This is a genomic window from Alloalcanivorax balearicus MACL04 (genome assembly GCF_025532145.1).
GTDB classification, from domain to species: Bacteria; Pseudomonadota; Gammaproteobacteria; order Pseudomonadales; family Alcanivoracaceae; genus Alloalcanivorax; species Alloalcanivorax balearicus.
In genome coordinates this window covers 42,354-59,023 of sequence record NZ_ARXS01000021.1, presented here as the reverse complement: position 1 = coordinate 59,023, position 16,670 = coordinate 42,354, and the positions used below count along the sequence as shown (strand labels likewise).

Annotated in this window: 14 protein-coding genes; 9 read left to right on the top strand and 5 right to left on the bottom strand. The window is 62.3% G+C overall.

The genetic code is table 11. The features are described from left to right. Window positions 1–12 precede the first annotated feature (12 nt). A complete protein-coding gene (locus tag MA04_RS16240; protein ID WP_163124102.1) occupies window positions 13–663 on the bottom strand; it encodes a TetR/AcrR family transcriptional regulator in 651 nt (216 codons plus the stop codon). 238 nt (window positions 664–901) lie between these two features. On the opposite strand from MA04_RS16240, the gene MA04_RS16235 reads away from it, so the two are divergent. The 9 genes from MA04_RS16235 (at window position 902) to MA04_RS16195 (ending at window position 9,671) form a co-directional block, all read left to right on the top strand. Then, window positions 902–1,930 (top strand): AraC family transcriptional regulator, encoded by a 1,029-nt coding sequence (locus MA04_RS16235; protein WP_163124105.1) that lies wholly within the window; start codon window positions 902–904, stop codon window positions 1,928–1,930. Then, window positions 1,917–2,789, top strand: a complete 873-nt coding sequence (purU, locus tag MA04_RS16230; protein WP_262461584.1) for a formyltetrahydrofolate deformylase — start codon at window positions 1,917–1,919, stop codon at window positions 2,787–2,789. Before MA04_RS16235 ends, purU begins: the two co-directional genes overlap by 14 nt. Before the next feature lie 247 nt (window positions 2,790–3,036). Further along, a complete protein-coding gene (gene rlmM / locus MA04_RS16225; RefSeq protein ID WP_163124111.1) occupies window positions 3,037–4,077 on the top strand; it encodes a 23S rRNA (cytidine(2498)-2'-O)-methyltransferase RlmM in 1,041 nt (346 codons plus the stop codon). Window positions 4,078–4,122: 45 nt separating this feature from the next. Continuing rightward, complete coding sequence (locus MA04_RS16220; protein WP_262461581.1) at window positions 4,123–4,311, top strand: hypothetical protein; 189 nt, start codon at window positions 4,123–4,125, stop codon at window positions 4,309–4,311. 17 nt (window positions 4,312–4,328) lie between these two features. Continuing rightward, on the top strand, window positions 4,329–4,571 hold the full coding sequence (tusA, locus tag MA04_RS16215) for a sulfurtransferase TusA (RefSeq protein ID WP_014995161.1): 243 nt from the start codon (window positions 4,329–4,331) through the stop codon (window positions 4,569–4,571). A 656-nt stretch (window positions 4,572–5,227) separates the two neighbouring features. Continuing rightward, on the top strand, window positions 5,228–6,001 hold the full coding sequence (locus MA04_RS16210; RefSeq protein WP_163124114.1) for a hypothetical protein: 774 nt from the start codon (window positions 5,228–5,230) through the stop codon (window positions 5,999–6,001). A 10-nt stretch (window positions 6,002–6,011) separates the two neighbouring features. Beyond that, window positions 6,012–7,622 (top strand): GH3 family domain-containing protein, encoded by a 1,611-nt coding sequence (locus MA04_RS16205; protein ID WP_163124116.1) that lies wholly within the window; start codon window positions 6,012–6,014, stop codon window positions 7,620–7,622. A gap of 10 nt (window positions 7,623–7,632) precedes the next feature. Further along, complete coding sequence (locus MA04_RS16200) at window positions 7,633–8,721, top strand: GNAT family N-acetyltransferase (protein ID WP_163124119.1); 1,089 nt, start codon at window positions 7,633–7,635, stop codon at window positions 8,719–8,721. 2 nt (window positions 8,722–8,723) lie between these two features. After that, complete coding sequence (locus MA04_RS16195; RefSeq protein ID WP_262461578.1) at window positions 8,724–9,671, top strand: hypothetical protein; 948 nt, start codon at window positions 8,724–8,726, stop codon at window positions 9,669–9,671. A gap of 9 nt (window positions 9,672–9,680) precedes the next feature. Here MA04_RS16195 and MA04_RS16190 read toward each other — a convergent pair whose 3' ends face one another. The 4 genes from MA04_RS16190 to MA04_RS16175 form a co-directional block, all read right to left on the bottom strand. Next, complete coding sequence (locus MA04_RS16190; RefSeq protein WP_163124125.1) at window positions 9,681–12,869, bottom strand: efflux RND transporter permease subunit; 3,189 nt, start codon at window positions 12,867–12,869, stop codon at window positions 9,681–9,683. Then, the gene (locus MA04_RS16185) at window positions 12,853–14,118 is read right to left on the bottom strand and encodes an efflux RND transporter periplasmic adaptor subunit (protein WP_163124128.1); all 1,266 of its coding nucleotides are present in this window, start codon (window positions 14,116–14,118) and stop codon (window positions 12,853–12,855) included. The genes MA04_RS16190 and MA04_RS16185 overlap by 17 nt, the downstream gene beginning before the upstream one ends. 339 nt (window positions 14,119–14,457) lie before the next feature. Next, window positions 14,458–15,141 carry a hypothetical protein gene (locus MA04_RS16180; RefSeq protein ID WP_262461574.1) on the bottom strand — a complete coding sequence of 228 codons (684 nt, stop codon included), beginning with the start codon at window positions 15,139–15,141 and terminating at the stop codon, window positions 14,458–14,460. Between the two features lie 129 nt (window positions 15,142–15,270). Further along, window positions 15,271–16,659 (bottom strand): MATE family efflux transporter, encoded by a 1,389-nt coding sequence (locus MA04_RS16175; RefSeq protein WP_262461572.1) that lies wholly within the window; start codon window positions 16,657–16,659, stop codon window positions 15,271–15,273. Window positions 16,660–16,670: the final 11 nt, after the last annotated feature.

Genomic DNA, 16,670 nt, shown 5'->3' with positions numbered 1-16,670 from the left:
GCGTTCACGTCTTTATCCGCCGCTCAGACCGCTGCTCAGCAGTGCCCGGACATGGCGGATCAGGGTGGCGGTGTCGATGTCCTGGTTGCCTGGGAAACGGGACCACAGGGAATGGGTGGCGAGGGCGAAGACGGTCAGACCAATCACCGATATCGGCACCAGGCGCGGTTCGATATCCGGATTCAACAGGCCTAGCCGCTGGTCCCGTTCGATCGCTTCGGTGATGGCGCCCGTGACCCGTGGAGCCACCTCCCGTATCAGCATCTCGCGCAGCTGGCCGCCTTCGGTCAACACTTCCCGCACCCACAGTGGCGGCAGCCAGGGGGCCGCCGACACGGTTTCCAGCACCGTGGCGACAAAGCGGTCCAGAAGGTGGCTGGCGCCGTCACCCGGGGAAGGTTGGGTAACGCTTTGCAGGGCCGGGGCCATCAATGCCAGCACGCGTTCGCGAACCACGGCATCGACCAATTGATCCTTGTTGCCGAAGTAATAGTGCAGCAAGGCGGGAGTGACCCGGGCTTCGCGGGCGATACGGCTCAGCGGTGTACCGCTGATGCCGTGTTCGCTGAACTGTTGCACCGCCACGTCCAGCAACTGCGAGCGCTGATCGGGGCCGGTGCTGTTTTCCGGGCGCCCGGGACGGCGGCCTCGGGAAGGACTCATGGCGGATCTCCCTGGTGTCGATGTTCTCTAATTTAATTAACAATTAATTTAATTTCCAGTTTTATCGAAATGGCCTGCGTTTGGCGTTGAGGATGACGCTGCCGCACGCCGGGCCGGCGGGATCACCATGCCAATCGACGGCGCTTTTATTTATGATTGGGCCTTTCCCGGGGATGGCCGGGGCAGGCGGCTTTTTCCGTCGCGGCGCGAGCCGCCGTCCCCATGTTCAGGATCGCGGATGAATCAACGAAGAACCATCAATGTGCGGCGAGTGGTCAAGGTGCTGCAGGGGGCGGCGCGCAGCGGCGTGAGCATCCCCGAGTTGCTGGACCAGTGCGGTATCGAGCGGCATGTTCTGGAGCAGCCGGACGCCCGCATCGAGCGGGACACCTTTATCCGGCTGATGCTGCTGGTGATGGAACAGACCCAGGATGAGTTCCTCGGCTTCGGCCAGGGCCGCAAGTCCAAGCCCGGCACCTTCTCGATGATGGCCCACGCAGTGATCAACTGCCCGACCCTGGATGCGGCGGTGCGCCGGGGGATCCGCTTTTATGGGTTGTTCGACCTCAACATGCGTACCTGGCTGCGGCGTGAGGGCGATCAGGCCCGGCTGATCACCGAAGTCGATCCGCGCCTGGATTTTCGTGATGTGATCATTGATGCCATGCTGTTTCTCAGCCTGCGCTTCATGAGCTGGCTGGTGGGCAAGGTGGTGGAGCCCCAGGCGGTTTACCTGGATTACCAGCCGCTCAAGGAGGACGATGAACACCGCTTCATGTTCAACTGTCCGACCTATTACAATAGCGGCGTCAATCAGCTGGTGTTTCCCGTCCACTACCTGGACCTGCCTCTGGTGAGAAACGAGCTGTCGTTGTCCCATTTCCTGCGCGAGTCGCTGGCGCAGTTGTTCGAGGGCAACGTGCATAACGTGGGGCTGCCGGCGCGTATCCGGGGTTTGCTGTCCGAGGATTACGGCGGTCATTTCCCTGACTTCGGCGAAGTCTGCCGACGTTTGCAAATGACACCGCAGACCCTGCGCCGCCGTCTCAAGGACGACAACACCAGCTATCAGGAAATCAAGGATTCGATCCGCAAGGACGCCTCGGTGTATTACCTGTCCAAAGCGGAACTCAGTATTGACGAAATCGCCCTGTTGATGGGCTTCAGTGAAGCCAGCTCGTTTCACCGGGCGTTCAAGAAATGGACCAACATGACCCCGTCGGCGTACCGGCGGACCCACTTTGGAGAAACGAATGAGCACCCCTGACGCCGCCACCGCGCGGCTGCTGGTGACCTGCCCGGACCAGCCCGGCATCATCAGCGCGGTTTCCACTTTCTTCTACAACCACGGCGCGAATATCACCGATCTGGATCAGCACTCCAGCGATACCCAGGACGGTACTTTCTTTCTGCGCCTGGAATTCCAGACTCCGGATCTGGATTGTTCCCGGGACGCCCTGGAGAACAATTTCCGCAAGCGGGTGGCGGAACGGTACGGTATGCAGTGGCACATCAGCTATGCCGCCGAGAAGAAGCGCGTGGCGATTTTGGTGTCCCGTCACGACCACGTGCTCATGGACCTGCTCTGGCGGGTCTCGCGCGATGATCTGTCCGCGACCATCGCCATGGTGATCAGTAACCATGACGATCTGCGCGCCGAGGTGGAGCGCTTTGACATTCCCTACCATCACATTCCGGTGACCAGGGAGAACAAGGCGGAAGCCGAGGCCCAGGCGCTGGCATTGCTAGAGGGCCAGGTGGACGTGATCGTGCTGGCCCGTTACATGCAGATTCTCAGCCCGGAGTTCGTCGCCCGGCATCCCCATCGCATCATCAATATTCACCACTCTTTCCTGCCGGCCTTCGTCGGCGCCAATCCCTACCAGCAGGCCTGGGACCGTGGCGTCAAACTGATCGGCGCCACCAGTCACTATGTCACCGAGGATCTGGACCAGGGACCGATCATCGAGCAGAACGTGCAGCGCGTCTCCCACCGCCACTCGGCCAGCGAACTGCGCGCCCTGGGGCAGGACGTGGAACGCCAGGTGATGCAGCGCGCGGTACGCTGGCACCTGGAAGACCGGGTCATCGTCGACGGCAACAAGACGGTGGTGTTCGTTAAGTAAAGGCAATGAATAGTGGACAGTTAACAGGGAATAGTTAACAGGGAATAGTTGCGCGAGAACCGGACGGGGTGATCCGCAATTCAGGAGGCCGCGCTCAAAACCTGGGCGCGGCATCTTTGTCCTGAAAAACGCCACGGTTCAAATTGGCATCTGCTGATACGCAAACGGCTATTGCGAAACCGCAATCTGTTTTGACTTTCGCTGTTCACTATTCACTGTTAACTATTAACTGCTTTCCCGAGGTTTTATGGCTAAGCAACCACACCGCTACCTGGCCTTGTGCCGGCCCGGGTTTGAGTCGGATCTGGCGGCGGAGCTGTCGGATCGGGCCGCTGATCTGGGCGCCGCCGGTTATCCGCAGGCGCAGCCGGACAGTGGCTGCGTGTTCTGGGAGAACCTGCAAGGGGATCCGGCGCCGATTCTGGAGAGCGGACTGATTTTCGCCCGAACCTTGTATCCGCTGGTGGCGGCGTTCGATGATCTGCCGGAGCGGGACCGCATTGGTGCCTTGTGGCCTGAACTGAAACGCAACGGCCCTTATACGGAGCTGTATCTGGAACACGCGGACACCAATGACCGCCGTGAACTGGCCGGCTTCCTGCGCGGCTTCCGCAAGGCTCTGGAGCCGCGTCTGCGCAAGGAAGGGTTGCTGCGCTCAAGTGCCGGTCAGCGTTTACACCTTTACTTCGACGATTCCCGCCACGGCCATATCGGCGTCAGCCCGGCCCGTCTGCCGCTGCCCGAAGGCGGTATTCAGCGGCTGAGATTGGCGCCGGAGGCGCCGAGCCGGTCGGCGCTGAAACTGGAAGAGGCGATGTTGCGTTTCCTCGGTCGCGGCCGGCCGGAGGGGCTGCACACGGCGGTGGACCTGGGCGCCGCTCCCGGCGGCTGGAGCTGGCAGCTGGCGCGTTTGGGCATCAAGGTCACCGGCATTGATCATGGCCGTCTTGATACCCGCCTGCTGGAGGAATACCCGGTACGGCACGTTTCCGCCGACGCCTTCACCTGGCGCCCGGAGCGGCCGGTGGACCTGGTGGTCTGCGATGTGGTGGACAAACCGGCGCGCACGCAATCGCTGATGCTGAAATGGCTCACCCAGGGCTGGGCCCGGACGGCGTTGTTCAATCTGAAATTGCCGATGGCGCGCCGTTACCGTGAGTCGCGGGTGCTGTTGGAACGATTGGCGGAAGGCCTGGAAAAACAAGGATTGGCCGCGCGCATCAACGCCGCCCATCTATACTACGATCGCGAGGAAATCACCGTCTGGGTGGATACTCGTGCCCCCTGAGCGCGGCCCGGCTCGGAAGGGGGGGATTACACGCTGCAGGCGTCATTGCAGCTGATGGCGGTGGGGCTGTTCACGCTGGCCAGCGGGTTCAGCGCCAGCTATTTCGGCTACGCTGGTCATTTCCTGCTGGCGGCGCTACTGGCCTGCGCGATGGCCTTGCTGGCGCTGGCCTGGCGGCCACCGCTTGGGCCCGGCGTGACAGGGCGTTATACTGGCGCGCCCGATCACTCCTGAATCTCCGCGGAAATACCATGTCCGACGCCATTGACGCCCAACACCACCTCGACGCCACCGGTCTGTTATGCCCGGAGCCGGTGATGTTGCTGCACAGTAAAGTGCGTGACATGGCGCCAGGCGAAGTACTGGAAGTCCGCGCCACCGATCCTTCCACCGAACGGGACATCCCCAAGTTCTGCCAGTTCCTGGGCCACACTCTGTTGGCCCGGCAGCAGGACGGCGAGCTGTTCCTTTATTGGATCGAGAAGAAGCGCTAGGGCTGGACGCCAGACGCTGACACGCAACACGCCGGCACGCCTTTAAAAACACCCTGTCATGCCGGACTTGATCCGGCATCTCCTTCTACGAAGTCATGCCCCTACAGAGGGAGATGCCGGATCAAGTCCGGCATGACGTGGCCGCAAGCGGGCCTTGGGATTGGCGTGCCAGCGTGTTGCGTGTCAGCGTACAGCGAATTGTGAGACAGCAATGGTCCTCTTCATACAGAAAAGGACCGCGATGGTTGATGAAAATCGTTCACCAATAATCTTCATTCCTCTCCGAATCTTTCCTTCATTTCAATGAATTTTTTGTTGTCCTTTGTTGAAATCGAGACCTGTTAGACACCGAATAACCTCATAAAAAATAGTGCTTTGCGCGATTCGTCGGTTCCAGTTCCGATTTCATGACATTGCACTTGTTTTCTCTTTCTTGCCCTGGCTAGATGCTGTCATCGATTGTTCAGACGAATCGGTTAGAACAATAACCGTGACACCGGGAAGACGGTGACGCTCGGGATACATGCAGCTTATTGCGCCAAACATAACGTCAAATAAGTAACGCCAGATAAGGGACCATGGTTCCGGTTTGATGCCGGACGGGAATCGCCGTGCCGCGGCGCGGCCAAGTGCACTATCAAGGATGGAGAAAGAACATGGCGGGTGATACCGGCAATACGTTGAAAACACGCTACGTACCCATCGAGCGGATCTCCTTCATTGACATGAAGGAGATGTACGGGCTTTACGAAAAGTACTACCAGAACGTGTCCCTGGAGGTGTTCGTCAAGGATATGTCGGAGAAGAGCGGCGTCTTCATGGTGCGCCGGACCCTGGATCAGCAAGTGGTGGGTTTTTCGACACTGAAAACCGTGCCGATGAACGTCAGGGGGCGGGCGGCCACTGGCGTCTTCAGTGGTGACACTATCCTCGAGAAACAATATTGGGGGGATCGCTCCCTGCAAACCGCTTTCCTGCGCTGGATGGTGCGGGAAAAAATGAAGCGCCCGACGAGAATGCTGGTGTGGCTGCTGATCTCCAAGGGCTACAAGACCTACTTGCTGCTGGCCAATAACTTCAATCGGTACTATCCCCATCCCGATGGCCACCATCAGGATCTGGCGGATTACGTCGACCACTACTGCGAGCGGCTCTATTCCGGCAGCTATTGCTCCGAGCGCAAGCTGCTGGACTTCGGCGAAAACTATTCCGCGCTCAAGGGCGCGGTGGCGCCGATTTCCCAGGAAATGCGCGACGGCAACGTCAAGATCCGCTTCTTCGAAGAGCGTAACCCGACCTGGGAGCGGGGTACCGAGCTGCCCTGTGTCGGTGTCTTTGATCGTGGCACGGCGCAGGCCTATCTGGCCAAGCTGTGGCGCAAACGGCCGCGCCGCCTGCGTCTGGCCCTCCGTCCGGCGGCTTACGAATAAGGAGAGGGTTATGCTCAGCCAACGGCTATTGCATCTGGGGGTGCTGCCCGCCGGACGGCGTTTCCGCACCGGCCTCTCCCATCTGGAACACACCCAGCGATTTCGTCATCGCCAGTTGATGCGGCAAGTGGCGGCGTCACCGGCGGGGCAGGAGCAGGGAATCGGTAAGGACTGGTCCTGGGAGCGCTTCGCCGAACGGTTACCGGTTACCGGCTACGAAGACTGGCGCGCCCGGGTGGACCAGGGCCGGCGGGACGGCGTCAATCCGCTGATCGCCTCGCCCACCGCCCGTTACCAGCCCACCAGCGGTTCCACCTCGGCGATCAAATGGATTCCGTACAGTCGAGCCTTTCTCGGCGAACTGGACGGGGCCATCGGTCCCTGGCTGGCGGATCTTTATCATCGTTATCCGAAATTGCGGCACGGCCGGCATTATTGGTCGCTGTCCTGGATGCCCACAGCGCTGCGGGAGTCCCTTGGTGAGGAATTGAATGACGATCTGGCGCTGATGTCCTGGGGCAAGCGGCTGATCGCCGGCGCCACCCAGAGCGTGCCGTCCACGGTGGCTCTGGCCCGCAGCTCCGACGATTCCCTGTTCGCCACCCTGGCTTACCTGGTCGCCGATCGCCGCCTGAGTCTGCTGTCGGTGTGGAGCCCCACCTTCGGCATTGGCCTGCTGGAAGGTCTGGCCAAGTGGCGCGAGGAACTGGCGGGAGTGTTGAACCAGGGTGACTGGGGAATGCGGCGAGCGGCGATGGCGCAGTCCGGGTGTCCACGTTGTCCTCGTGCGGCAGCCCTGCTCAGGGCCTGGGATGGTGAGCTGACGGCGGATTTTTTCCGTGTCCTGTGGCCGGCGTTGGCACTGGTCAGTGCCTGGGACACCGCCGCGTCCGAACCCTGGGCACGGCGTCTGCAATCGCTGTTGCCGCAGGCGGAGTTCCAGGGCAAGGGGCTGTGGGCCACGGAAGGGGTGGTGACCTTTCCTTGTCAGGGCCGTTATCCGCTGGCGTATCGCAGCCACGTGTATGAGTTCCAGGATCCGGACGACGGCGCCATCTACGCCCCCTGGGAGCTGGAAGCCGGGCAGCGGGTGATGCCGTTGCTGAGTACCGGCAGCGGCTTGCTGCGCTACCGGCTGAATGATCTGGTGGAAGTGACCGAACATTGGCGCACCGTGCCTTGCCTGCGTTTCCTGGGGCGGCGCGGCACCGTCGATCTGGTCGGCGAGAAGATGACCGGCGAGGCGGTCAACGATGCGTTCGCGCAGGCGCCATTGCCGCCCGGCGTGACGCCGGTGGGCGTGGTGGCCTGTGAGGATGCCGGTGAAGGAAAACCCGGTTATCTGGCGTTGCTGGAAGGCGCTCCGCAAGCGCCGGTGGCAGCGCTGGCCGAGCATCTAGAGCAGGCCTTCGGCGGCCACTTCCATTATCGTCTCGCGCGCAACCTGCACCAGCTGGCGCCGCTGCGTTGTGTGGTGCTGGCGGACATGCGCGAACGTTATCTGGGCCATTGCCGGGACCAGGGCATGATCGAGGGCAACATCAAGATCGAGGCCCTGCGTGCCTGGCCGGGAACCGCGCCGGCGTTTCTGGCACCGGCGCCGTCGCCGGTTTCAGCCTGAGGAGGGGGCCATGCGTATCCGAAGAGCCACCAGTCAGGACAACCCGGCGATTCTGGCGCTGTTGGAAAACACGCCGCAGCCGGGGGCGATGACATTGACGTTTGAGCGGCGCCCGGATTATTTCCGCGGGGCCGCCATTACCTGCGAAGAGCCGGAAGTCTGGGTGGCGGAGAGTGATGGGCCCTCGCCGGAGCTGGGCGCGGTGTACAACGTGGGCCGTCGCCGGGTATGGGTGAATGGCGATTGCGTGCCGATCCGCTATGCCCATGATCTGCGTATCGCGCCCGGGCATCAGGGCAGCCGTCTGTTATTCCGTCTGTTCCGCACTTTGAAAGCCACTCTGCAGGAAGCGGAGTGGATGCAGACGGTGATCCTGCGCGATAACGGAGTATCACGGAATACCGTGGCCAGCGGCCGCGCCGGGCTGCCGGGCTATTATCCCTTCGGCACCATCGAGACCAGTGTGATCTACACCCGCCCGGGCCGCTTTCAGGCACCGGCGGGGCTTACCGTGCGCGCCATGACCCGGGCGGATCGTGGCGCGCTGCTGGCCTTGCTGGAACGGGAAGGGCCGCGCAAGCAGTTTTTTCCCCGGCTGGATTTGAGTGAGCTGCATTCCTCTCCCTATTTCCATGGTCTGAGCCTGGGCGACTGGGTCGGTGTCTGGCAGGGGACAACACTGAAAGGTGTCCTGGGGAGTTGGAACCAAAGCGATATCAAACAGACACGGGTAAGCGGCTATCGCGGCGCGCTGGAATGGCTGCGGCCGCTGCATAATGCCACCCGCCCGTTGCACGGCGGTTTGCGGTTGCCGGCGCCGGGCGAGTGTTTGTCGTTTGTCACGCTGCACACCCTGGTGACCGAGAACAATGACCCGCAATGGCTGGCGCCGCTACTGGAGCACGCCGTGCATGCCCATCATCGCGATCACGGCGCGGTGGTGTGCGGCTTCTTCACGCAGGACCCGTTGCGCGAGGCGGTGCGTGGTCTTCGCCGCCGTACCCTGCTCAGCGACCATTATCTGGTCAGTTATGGTGAAGACCCGCGTCCGCGATTGCACCCGGATCGGATCCCTTATGTGGAAGTGGCCCGGCTATGACGGTGGCGGATAAAGATTATATCGGCATGTGGTATCAGGCGCGGCGTCGTTGTGGCATCGACGATGCCATCCATTTCGCGGTGATCGACCCGGATGGCATTGGCGAGCGGCACTATTCGATTCCTCATCGAGATCACGATGGCATTGGTGGATTGCTGGTGTTGCTGCGGCAATGGGGAGTACCGGCGCCGCCAGTGCCACACAGCCGTCAGAGTTCACCTCCGCCCTGGTGGCAATGGCTGCGGGCGCCGGGGGCGCCCCCCGGACAGCCGCTTCCCTGGCGCCGTCTCCGTGGACCCGAACCCCATGGCCAGGTGGAGACCACCTGTTTTGGTCCCGAAGCCACGGCGGCGATCATGGCGCGGGCGAAGCAGGAACACGGTTCGTTGAACAGTTTATTGCTGCATCGTCTGCATCGGGCGGTAGGCGAAACGCTGTTGGAGACACCGTCCACCGGCAGTTGGTTATATCCGGTGAATATGCGCGGCGCCGTGAGCCGCCCCCGGGATGACATGAACCTGTCCAGTGGCTTTTACGTGCCGGTGGCGCCGGAGCAGTCGGTGGCGGCGCTGTACGCCACTTTGCGCGAGGGGCTGCGCCAGCAGCAGCACTGGCGTTTCTGGCACCTGGCGCATGTGGGCCGTTGGGTTGGCGAGCGCGGCGTGAATTGGTTATGCCGGCGCATGCTCGAGGGTCCCGGTCATCTCGGTTCCTTCAGCAACCTGGGGGTTTGGCGACTCGATCTTGGCGCCGCCGGTTTTTCCGATGCCGCTTGTCTGGCGGTATGCGGACCAGGCAGTCCCAACCACCCGGTCGCCAACGGCGCCATTATCGTCAACGGCCGGCTGACCCTGTCGCTGCGGGTGGACGCCTCACTGACGGCGGGGCGCCTGGCCACGCGAAAATGTCTGAATCTGTGGCGTCACTTTCTGTTGGAAGAAGGGGCTTGAGGCCGGCTCTTATCCTGCATTCTCATCACTGGCCGGCGCTGCATTCTTGCGCCGCCCGGCGAACCATCCCGTCACATCGTCCATCACCATATAGAGCGTCGGGATCAGTACCAGCGTGATCAAAGTGGCGAAGACGATGCCGAAGGACAGCGATACCGCCATCGGTTTCACCACCTGTGCCTGCAGGCTGTATTCCAGGAACACGATCGGCACCAGCCCCAGAAAGGTGGTCAGCGAAGTCAGAATGATCGGCCGGAAGCGGGCGCGTGCCGCCTTGATCGCGGCTTCCACCAGAGGTTCGCCATCGCGGCGGTAGCGATTGACGAAATCCACCAGAATCAGACTGTCGTTCACCACCACCCCGGCCAGGGCGACGATGCCGAACATGGACAGCAGACTGAAGGGCATGCCCAGCACCAGGTGGCCGACCGCCGCGCCGATGGTGCCGAACGGAATCACCGACATGATCATCAGCGGCTGCACATAGGACTTCAGCGGGATCGCCATCAGCGCATAAATCAGGAACAGGGCCAGGCCGGTGCCATAGAGCAGATCGACCATCATTTTTTCCTGATCCCGGGTGGCGCCGGTGACACGATAGCTGACGCCGGGATGATGGCTGAGAATGTCCGGCAACTGATGCTCGATCAGATCCTTGGTGATGCGGCCGGGCTCGGCCACTGCTTTGTCCACCCGGGCGGTGATGCTGATCGAGCGCTGACGGTCGAAGCGGCGGATGGTGGCCGGGCTGCTACCCATGTCCAGGTCGGCCACGGCGGAGAAGGGCACGGCCTGACCATCGCCGGTGCGAATGCGCATGTCTTCCAGATAACCCTCGGACTGTCGCTCCGTCCTGGGATAGCGAACCATGACTTTCACTTCGTCCTGGCCTCGCTGGATTCGTTGCACTTCCTCGCCGTAGAACGCCTGGCGCACCTGCCGTGCCAGATCCCGCTGGCTCAGCCCCAGCAGCTCCGCTTCCGGTTTGATCCTGAGCTGGATTTCACGCACGCCGCTGTCATGGGAATTACGCAGGTCGTAAACGCCGTTGTAGTCCCGCAATCGTTGTTCCAGTTCGGCGCTGGCTGCCTCCAGATGGGCCTGATTCTGGCTAACCAGTTCCAGTGAGATATCGTTGTCGTCCGGGCCGCCCTCGCCACCTATGTGAAAAGTCCGGGCCCCGGGAATGCGGCCGACTTTCTCCCGCCAGCGCCGTGACAGCTCCGGCACCGACACCAGACTGTTCTCGCTCTTTACCAATTCCACCACGATGCCGCCGGTGGTGTCACTCTCGGTCCAGGCCAGCTGGGTGCGTACCAGTGGCTCATTCAGTCCCAATTCCTGCTGGAGTTCCTGGTCCACTTCGGTGAGCGCTTTGCCGATGGTGTCCAGGTTGGTCTGGGTCACGTAGGCCGGCGTGCCTTTGTTCATTTCCAGTTCCACCTGAACGAAGTCGCCGCTCAGGTCGGGAATGAACACCACTCGCAACAGCCCGCCGACAATCAGGCCCACGGCCAGAATCAGCACGGAAAGGGCGCCGGCCAGCGCCAGATAACGATGGCGCAGGATGCGCCGCAGCAGGGGCAGGTAGGTGTTGTCGACGAAGCGGAACAGGCCGTCGGAGAAGCGCCGCTGGAAGCGGATCATCCGATTCGGCTTCGAGGTTTCCGGGGGGGCGTCGCGCATGTGGGCCAGATGGGCGGGCAGAATCAGTTTTGATTCGATCAGCGAATAGAACAGGCAGATCACCACCACACCACCAATGGAGGCGAAAAACTGCCCCCAGATACCGGAGACCAGCAGGATTGGCAGGAACGCGGCCATGGTGGTCAGCACGCCGAAGGTGGCGGGGCCGGCCACATCGAGCACACCGAGCACCACGTTGTTGGAGGAATGGCCATCCCGTTGAATCCGGGTGTAGGCGGATTCGCCGATAATAATGGCGTCGTCGACGACGATGCCAAGGACCACCAGGAAAGCGAACAAACTGATCAGATTGATGGTGATGCCGAACAGCGGCAGCGTGAACAGGGTGCCGAGGAAGGCGGTGAGCAGCCCGGCCATGACCCAGAACGCCAATTTCAGACGCAGGAACAACGACAGGATCAGGAACACCAGCACCGCGCCCATCAACAGGTTTTCCGACATCATGTTGAGCCGGCCTTCCAGGTAGTAGGACACGTCGATCATCCAGTTCACCTGGACACCGTCGGGCAGACTTTCCTGCATTTGATCCACGTAGTCGCGGACTTCCCGGGACAGTGCCAGAGCATCCTGCTCGCCCAGAGCCAACACCCGGATGCCCACGGCGGGACGGCCGTTATGGGTCAGGTAGTAGTTGTCCTCGACGAAGCCGTCGCGGATATCGGCGATGTCGTGGAGCAGCAGGCGACTGCCGTCCGGGTTGGTGCGCACCACGATATCCTCGAAATCCCGGCCCACGTAGGCCTGGCCCACGGTGCGCACCAGAATATCGCCGCCGGCGGCCTGGATGCGGCCGCCGGGCAGGTCCAGGGAGGAGCGGCCCACGGCGTCCGCCACTTCGGTCAGCGTCAGGCCGTAATTGCGCAGGGTTTCCTCGCTGACCTCGATGCCGATCTCATAGGGGCGGTCGCCAATCAGTTCGGTTTTGGTCACCGAGGGCAGGGCGGTGATGTCATCGCGCACCCGTCGCGCCACTTCCTTGAGGGTACGGTCGTCCACGTCGATGCTGGACACCGCCACCCAAATCACCTCGGTGCTCCAGACGTTGCGCTGGTATATCGGCCGCTCGGTCTCCGCCGGGAAGGTGGTGATCGAATCCACCCGCATCTTGATGTTGTCCATCACTTCGCGGATGTCGTAATCCGGAGCCACTTCCACTTGCACCGAACCGTTGCCTTCGCTGGCGATGGAGACGATTTCCCTGATCCCTTCGAGGTCCTGGATTGCTTCCTCGATCTTGATCAGCACACCTTGTTCCACATCCGTGGGCGTGGCTCCCAGGTAGGGCACCGTGATGGTGACGTAGTTGGTCTCCACCTGCGGCTGGATTTCCTTGGTGATAGTGAACGCGGTGATAGCGCCGCCGATGATCAGAATCGCCATCAACAGGTTGGCGGCCACCGGGTTGTGGGTGAACCAGGCGATCAGACCGGTGTAAGCGTTCAGCCGTGGCGCTTCGGATTGGCGGTTATCCGCATCAGGGGGCGACGACATGCGGGGCTCCCTGATCGTCAGAGGACTCGGCGCTGCCGTGCTCTCCCGGTGATGTCACCGGTGCCGGGGCGGACGGCTCGCTGTCGTCCTGGTCTTCGTCCAGATCACGGATTTTCAAGGCCATGCCCGGTATCGGTGTCTGAATCGCGGTGATCACCGCGCGGTCGCCGGGTTGAAACACATCGTCGGTGTAGACCTGCTCCGGCGTACTGCGCACCACCTGGACCTGGCGTACGGCGAGCTTGTCGTCGCTGTCCGCCACATAGACCTGGTCGCCGTTGCGCAAGGCGACTCGCGGCAGCACCACCAGTCCCTCGGCTGAGCGGCCCTGGATACGGGCACTGACAAAGGTGCCGATGGGCAGTGGCGGCTGCTCGTCGTCGCCTTCGAGATCGTACGGATCCTGTACCCGGGCCACCGCGTAAACCAGCCGGGTGCGCTCATCGACCACCCCTTCGGTACGGACGATTTCGCCGTGCCAGGTTACCGTTTCGCCGCCGACCCGCGCTTGCAGTGCCACTTCGGGTAGCGAGGGCGGCCGATAGCCCGGGCGCGGCAGATCAATGAAGGCGCTGTCCTGCTGGGATAACGGCAGCCGTATTTCCGCCTCCTTGACGCTGAAGGCGGTACCGAGCGGATTGCCGGCGCCCACGAACTGACCCAGATCCACACTGCGTTCCTTGACCAGGCCGTCGTAGGGGAGATGAATGCGGGTCCGCTCCAGGTCCCGCTGCGCCTGTTGAACCAGGGCTTGCTGTGACTGGATCGCGGCCTGGGTCTGTTCCGCTTCCGATTGCCGCTGTTCCAGATCCGATTTCGATATGTTCTTGCGCTGATAAAGATTCTCGAACCGGTCCAGCTGTTGACGGGCCAGGCGATGCGCCGCCCGCAGCCGCTTTAATTCCGCCTGCGCCTGGGCAAGGGTATTGCGATAATTGCTGGGGTCGATTTCGATCAGCACCTGATCGGCCTGAAACAGACCGCCGGCAACGAACTCATCGGCGATGCGGATGACCTTGCCGGATACTTCCGCCACCAGTTGGGTTTCGATGCGCGGTTGCACGGTCCCCTGGGAGCGCAGCTGAAACTGGCTGTGGGCGGTTTTGATCGGCAGCACATCGACGATTTCCGCCATGGCCGGCCGTTCCTCGACCTCCGGTTGCGGGCGCATGGCCGCCAGTATGGCCACCACGGCCACGGCGCCGAGCACCATGGCGGCGGCGATCAATACGAGAGTGGTTTTTTTCATAAAAGTCCGATTAGACGCGTATCAATCCGTTGATGATTCCCTTGCCACACCGGCGCCCTGGCATCGTGTTCAAGCACGGGTCCGTTCAATAAAAGAGACAGACTAGCATTCCTGTTTTGCGCGGATATGACCGCCTGGCCCGGGCGTGCCGCCGGTCAGCAACATCCTGGGTGTCGCCGGTCTGGCAGCCGGGAGAGTAAGCGGGTGTAGGAAAACTACAGGTCGGCGGCGGGGCCGTAAAGCACGTTCAACCGGCGAGAGCCACCGGTGGTCGGCCGGGCCGGCCACCGGGGCATCGACGGTCCGCCGGTTGCAGCGGATCGGGGAGCGAGGTCGACGTCAGTAACGAGCCGCCAGCATGGCGATGGCGGCCAGGGCTTCGGGGTCGTGTTCCTTGAGCCGGTTGGCGATGCCATGCTGGAAAAAATAGCGAAACCCTTCCTGTTGTTCGGCGGCGACCAGACTGGCATCGCCAGGCAATACCGGGGTCTGTGTCACCGCTGCCTCGTCCGCTACCATGGCCTGAGGGGTGCCGTCGCCATGCACGCGCCAGCTCACCACCTCCATCAACGACAGTGTCTCGAATTCGTCCTGGGAAAACACCGCGTGGGTGCCGATGGTGTCGGGAATCTCCTGGCGGCTATGATCGCCCGGTTTGCCGAAAAAGCGCAGCGCCGCGTCCAGTTCCTGCACCTTGTGCTCCGGTGCATCACGGAACAGGTAGTCGCTGTCGGGGAGGCGATAACCTTCCCAGCGGCCATTGAGTGGATCGGACAAGGCACTGGCGGTGACCAGGTCGCGCAACCAGGGCACCAGCGCCTGGGTGGTGCCGTCCTCAAGACGGGCCCAGGCGAGAATTTTCAGGGAAAACAGAGTGTCGGGATGCTGATCGTTGGCATAGAGCAACTCCATGCCGTCGCACTCCGGAGAGAGTCTGAGAATGGACGGCTTGCCGGAGCGCCGTCTGGGGGTGAAGGGGATGACGTTACTGCCGCGTGGATCCTGCCGGTTAGCCCGAACCATAAGCGCCTCCGCCCAAGAGAACCATGGAATACCCCTGCGTCGGCGCCGATCCCGTGGCGGATCGTCCTCGCACGGGCTATTCCAGACTCTACGATTTTCACACTAGACGGTTGCGGGCGGAGGCGCAAGTCAGGCGGCGTGGTCCAGAGACTGACCACCATCGCCGGCACGCGCGGCCAGCGGTTGCCGCAGACGCCAGCGCAGGCGGATACCGAGCAGAATGGCGGCGCAGGTAAGCCCGGCCACCAGACCGATCCAGAAGCCGCTGGGCCCCATGGCCGGCACCAACAGATCGGTGAGGGCGAGCGCATAGCCCACCGGCAGGCCGATGCCCCAGTAGGCGAACAGGGTCATTACCATCGGCCAGGCGGTGTCCTCGAAACCGCGCAGGCAGCCGTTGGCCACCACCTGAATGGCGTCGGAGATCTGGTAGAGCGCGGCGAACAGCAACAGATGCGAGGCCAGGGCGATGACATCCGGATTCTCGGTGTAGATCCAGGGAACCCATTGCCGTACCAGCACCAACAGGGCCGCGGCGGCAACCCCGACCAGGCTGACCATGCGTATCGCGCTGCTCACCGCCAGATTCAAGGCATCACGGTTGTGACGGCCACGAGCGTGGCCCACCCGCACCGTGGCGGCCAGGGAAAAACTGAGCGGCACCATGAAAATCAGCGAGGTGAAGTTGAGGGCGATCTGATGACCGGCGACGATTTCCGGCCCGAGGCTGCTGATCAGCAGGGCGATCACGGCGAAAATACTGACCTCGAAAAAGATCGACAACCCCACTGGCAGCCCCAGCCGCAGCATGTAGGCGAGACTGGCGAATTCCAGATGGCGCCGTCGCAGATTCAGACGCGCCGGTTGATAGACCGGATGGCGGCGGATGTAGAGCCCCATCATCAGCGCCGTGGACCACATCACCACGCTGGTGGCCCAACCGCAGCCGACACCGCCCATCGCCGGGAAGCCGAGTTTGCCGTGGATGAGGACGTAGTTGGTGGGAATATTGATCAGCAGACCGATGATGCTGATCCACAACACCGGACGGGTGTGGCGCATGGCTTCCGTGTAGCTGCGCATGGCCAGCATCAAGGCGGCGCCGGGCATGCCCCAACTGAGACCTTCCAGGTAACCCTGCACCAGAGGCAGCATGGCCGGGTCCACGTCCATGGCGTGCAGCACCGGTGACATGCTGCGCAAGGCCACGGCGGCGAACAGCCCCAATCCCAGCCCCAGCCACAGCGCCTGCTGGGCCAGCGGGTTGACCCGATGGTAAGCTTCGCCCCCCAGATGGCGGGATAAAATCGGCGTGGCGCTGGTCAGTACCCCGGTCATGAACAGGAACAGCGGGACCCAGATGCTGGCACCCACCGCCACCGCGGCCAGATGCTCGGCGCCCACGCGACCGGCCATCATGGTATCGACGAAGCCGTTGGCGGTTTGCGCCAACTGACCACCCAGAATTGGCAGGGCGAGAGCGAGTTGAGCAGCGTATTCCTTACGGCGAATGGACATGATGCGGATCG

Excerpts from the sequence above, each read along its gene's own strand:
- MA04_RS16190 (WP_163124125.1), bottom strand. The coding sequence starts at position 12,869 with ATGTCGTCGCCCCCTGATGCGGATAACCGCCAATCCGAAGCGCCACGG.
- MA04_RS16210 (WP_163124114.1), top strand. The coding sequence starts at position 5,228 with ATGGCGGGTGATACCGGCAATACGTTGAAAACACGCTACGTACCCATC.
- MA04_RS16200 (WP_163124119.1), top strand. The coding sequence starts at position 7,633 with ATGCGTATCCGAAGAGCCACCAGTCAGGACAACCCGGCGATTCTGGCG.
- MA04_RS16235 (WP_163124105.1), top strand. The coding sequence starts at position 902 with ATGAATCAACGAAGAACCATCAATGTGCGGCGAGTGGTCAAGGTGCTG.
- tusA (WP_014995161.1), top strand. The coding sequence starts at position 4,329 with ATGTCCGACGCCATTGACGCCCAACACCACCTCGACGCCACCGGTCTG.
- MA04_RS16175 (WP_262461572.1), bottom strand. The coding sequence starts at position 16,659 with ATGTCCATTCGCCGTAAGGAATACGCTGCTCAACTCGCTCTCGCCCTG.
- MA04_RS16185 (WP_163124128.1), bottom strand. The coding sequence starts at position 14,118 with ATGAAAAAAACCACTCTCGTATTGATCGCCGCCGCCATGGTGCTCGGC.
- rlmM (WP_163124111.1), top strand. The coding sequence starts at position 3,037 with ATGGCTAAGCAACCACACCGCTACCTGGCCTTGTGCCGGCCCGGGTTT.
- MA04_RS16205 (WP_163124116.1), top strand. The coding sequence starts at position 6,012 with ATGCTCAGCCAACGGCTATTGCATCTGGGGGTGCTGCCCGCCGGACGG.
- purU (WP_262461584.1), top strand. The coding sequence starts at position 1,917 with ATGAGCACCCCTGACGCCGCCACCGCGCGGCTGCTGGTGACCTGCCCG.
- MA04_RS16180 (WP_262461574.1), bottom strand. The coding sequence starts at position 15,141 with ATGGTTCGGGCTAACCGGCAGGATCCACGCGGCAGTAACGTCATCCCC.
- MA04_RS16240 (WP_163124102.1), bottom strand. The coding sequence starts at position 663 with ATGAGTCCTTCCCGAGGCCGCCGTCCCGGGCGCCCGGAAAACAGCACC.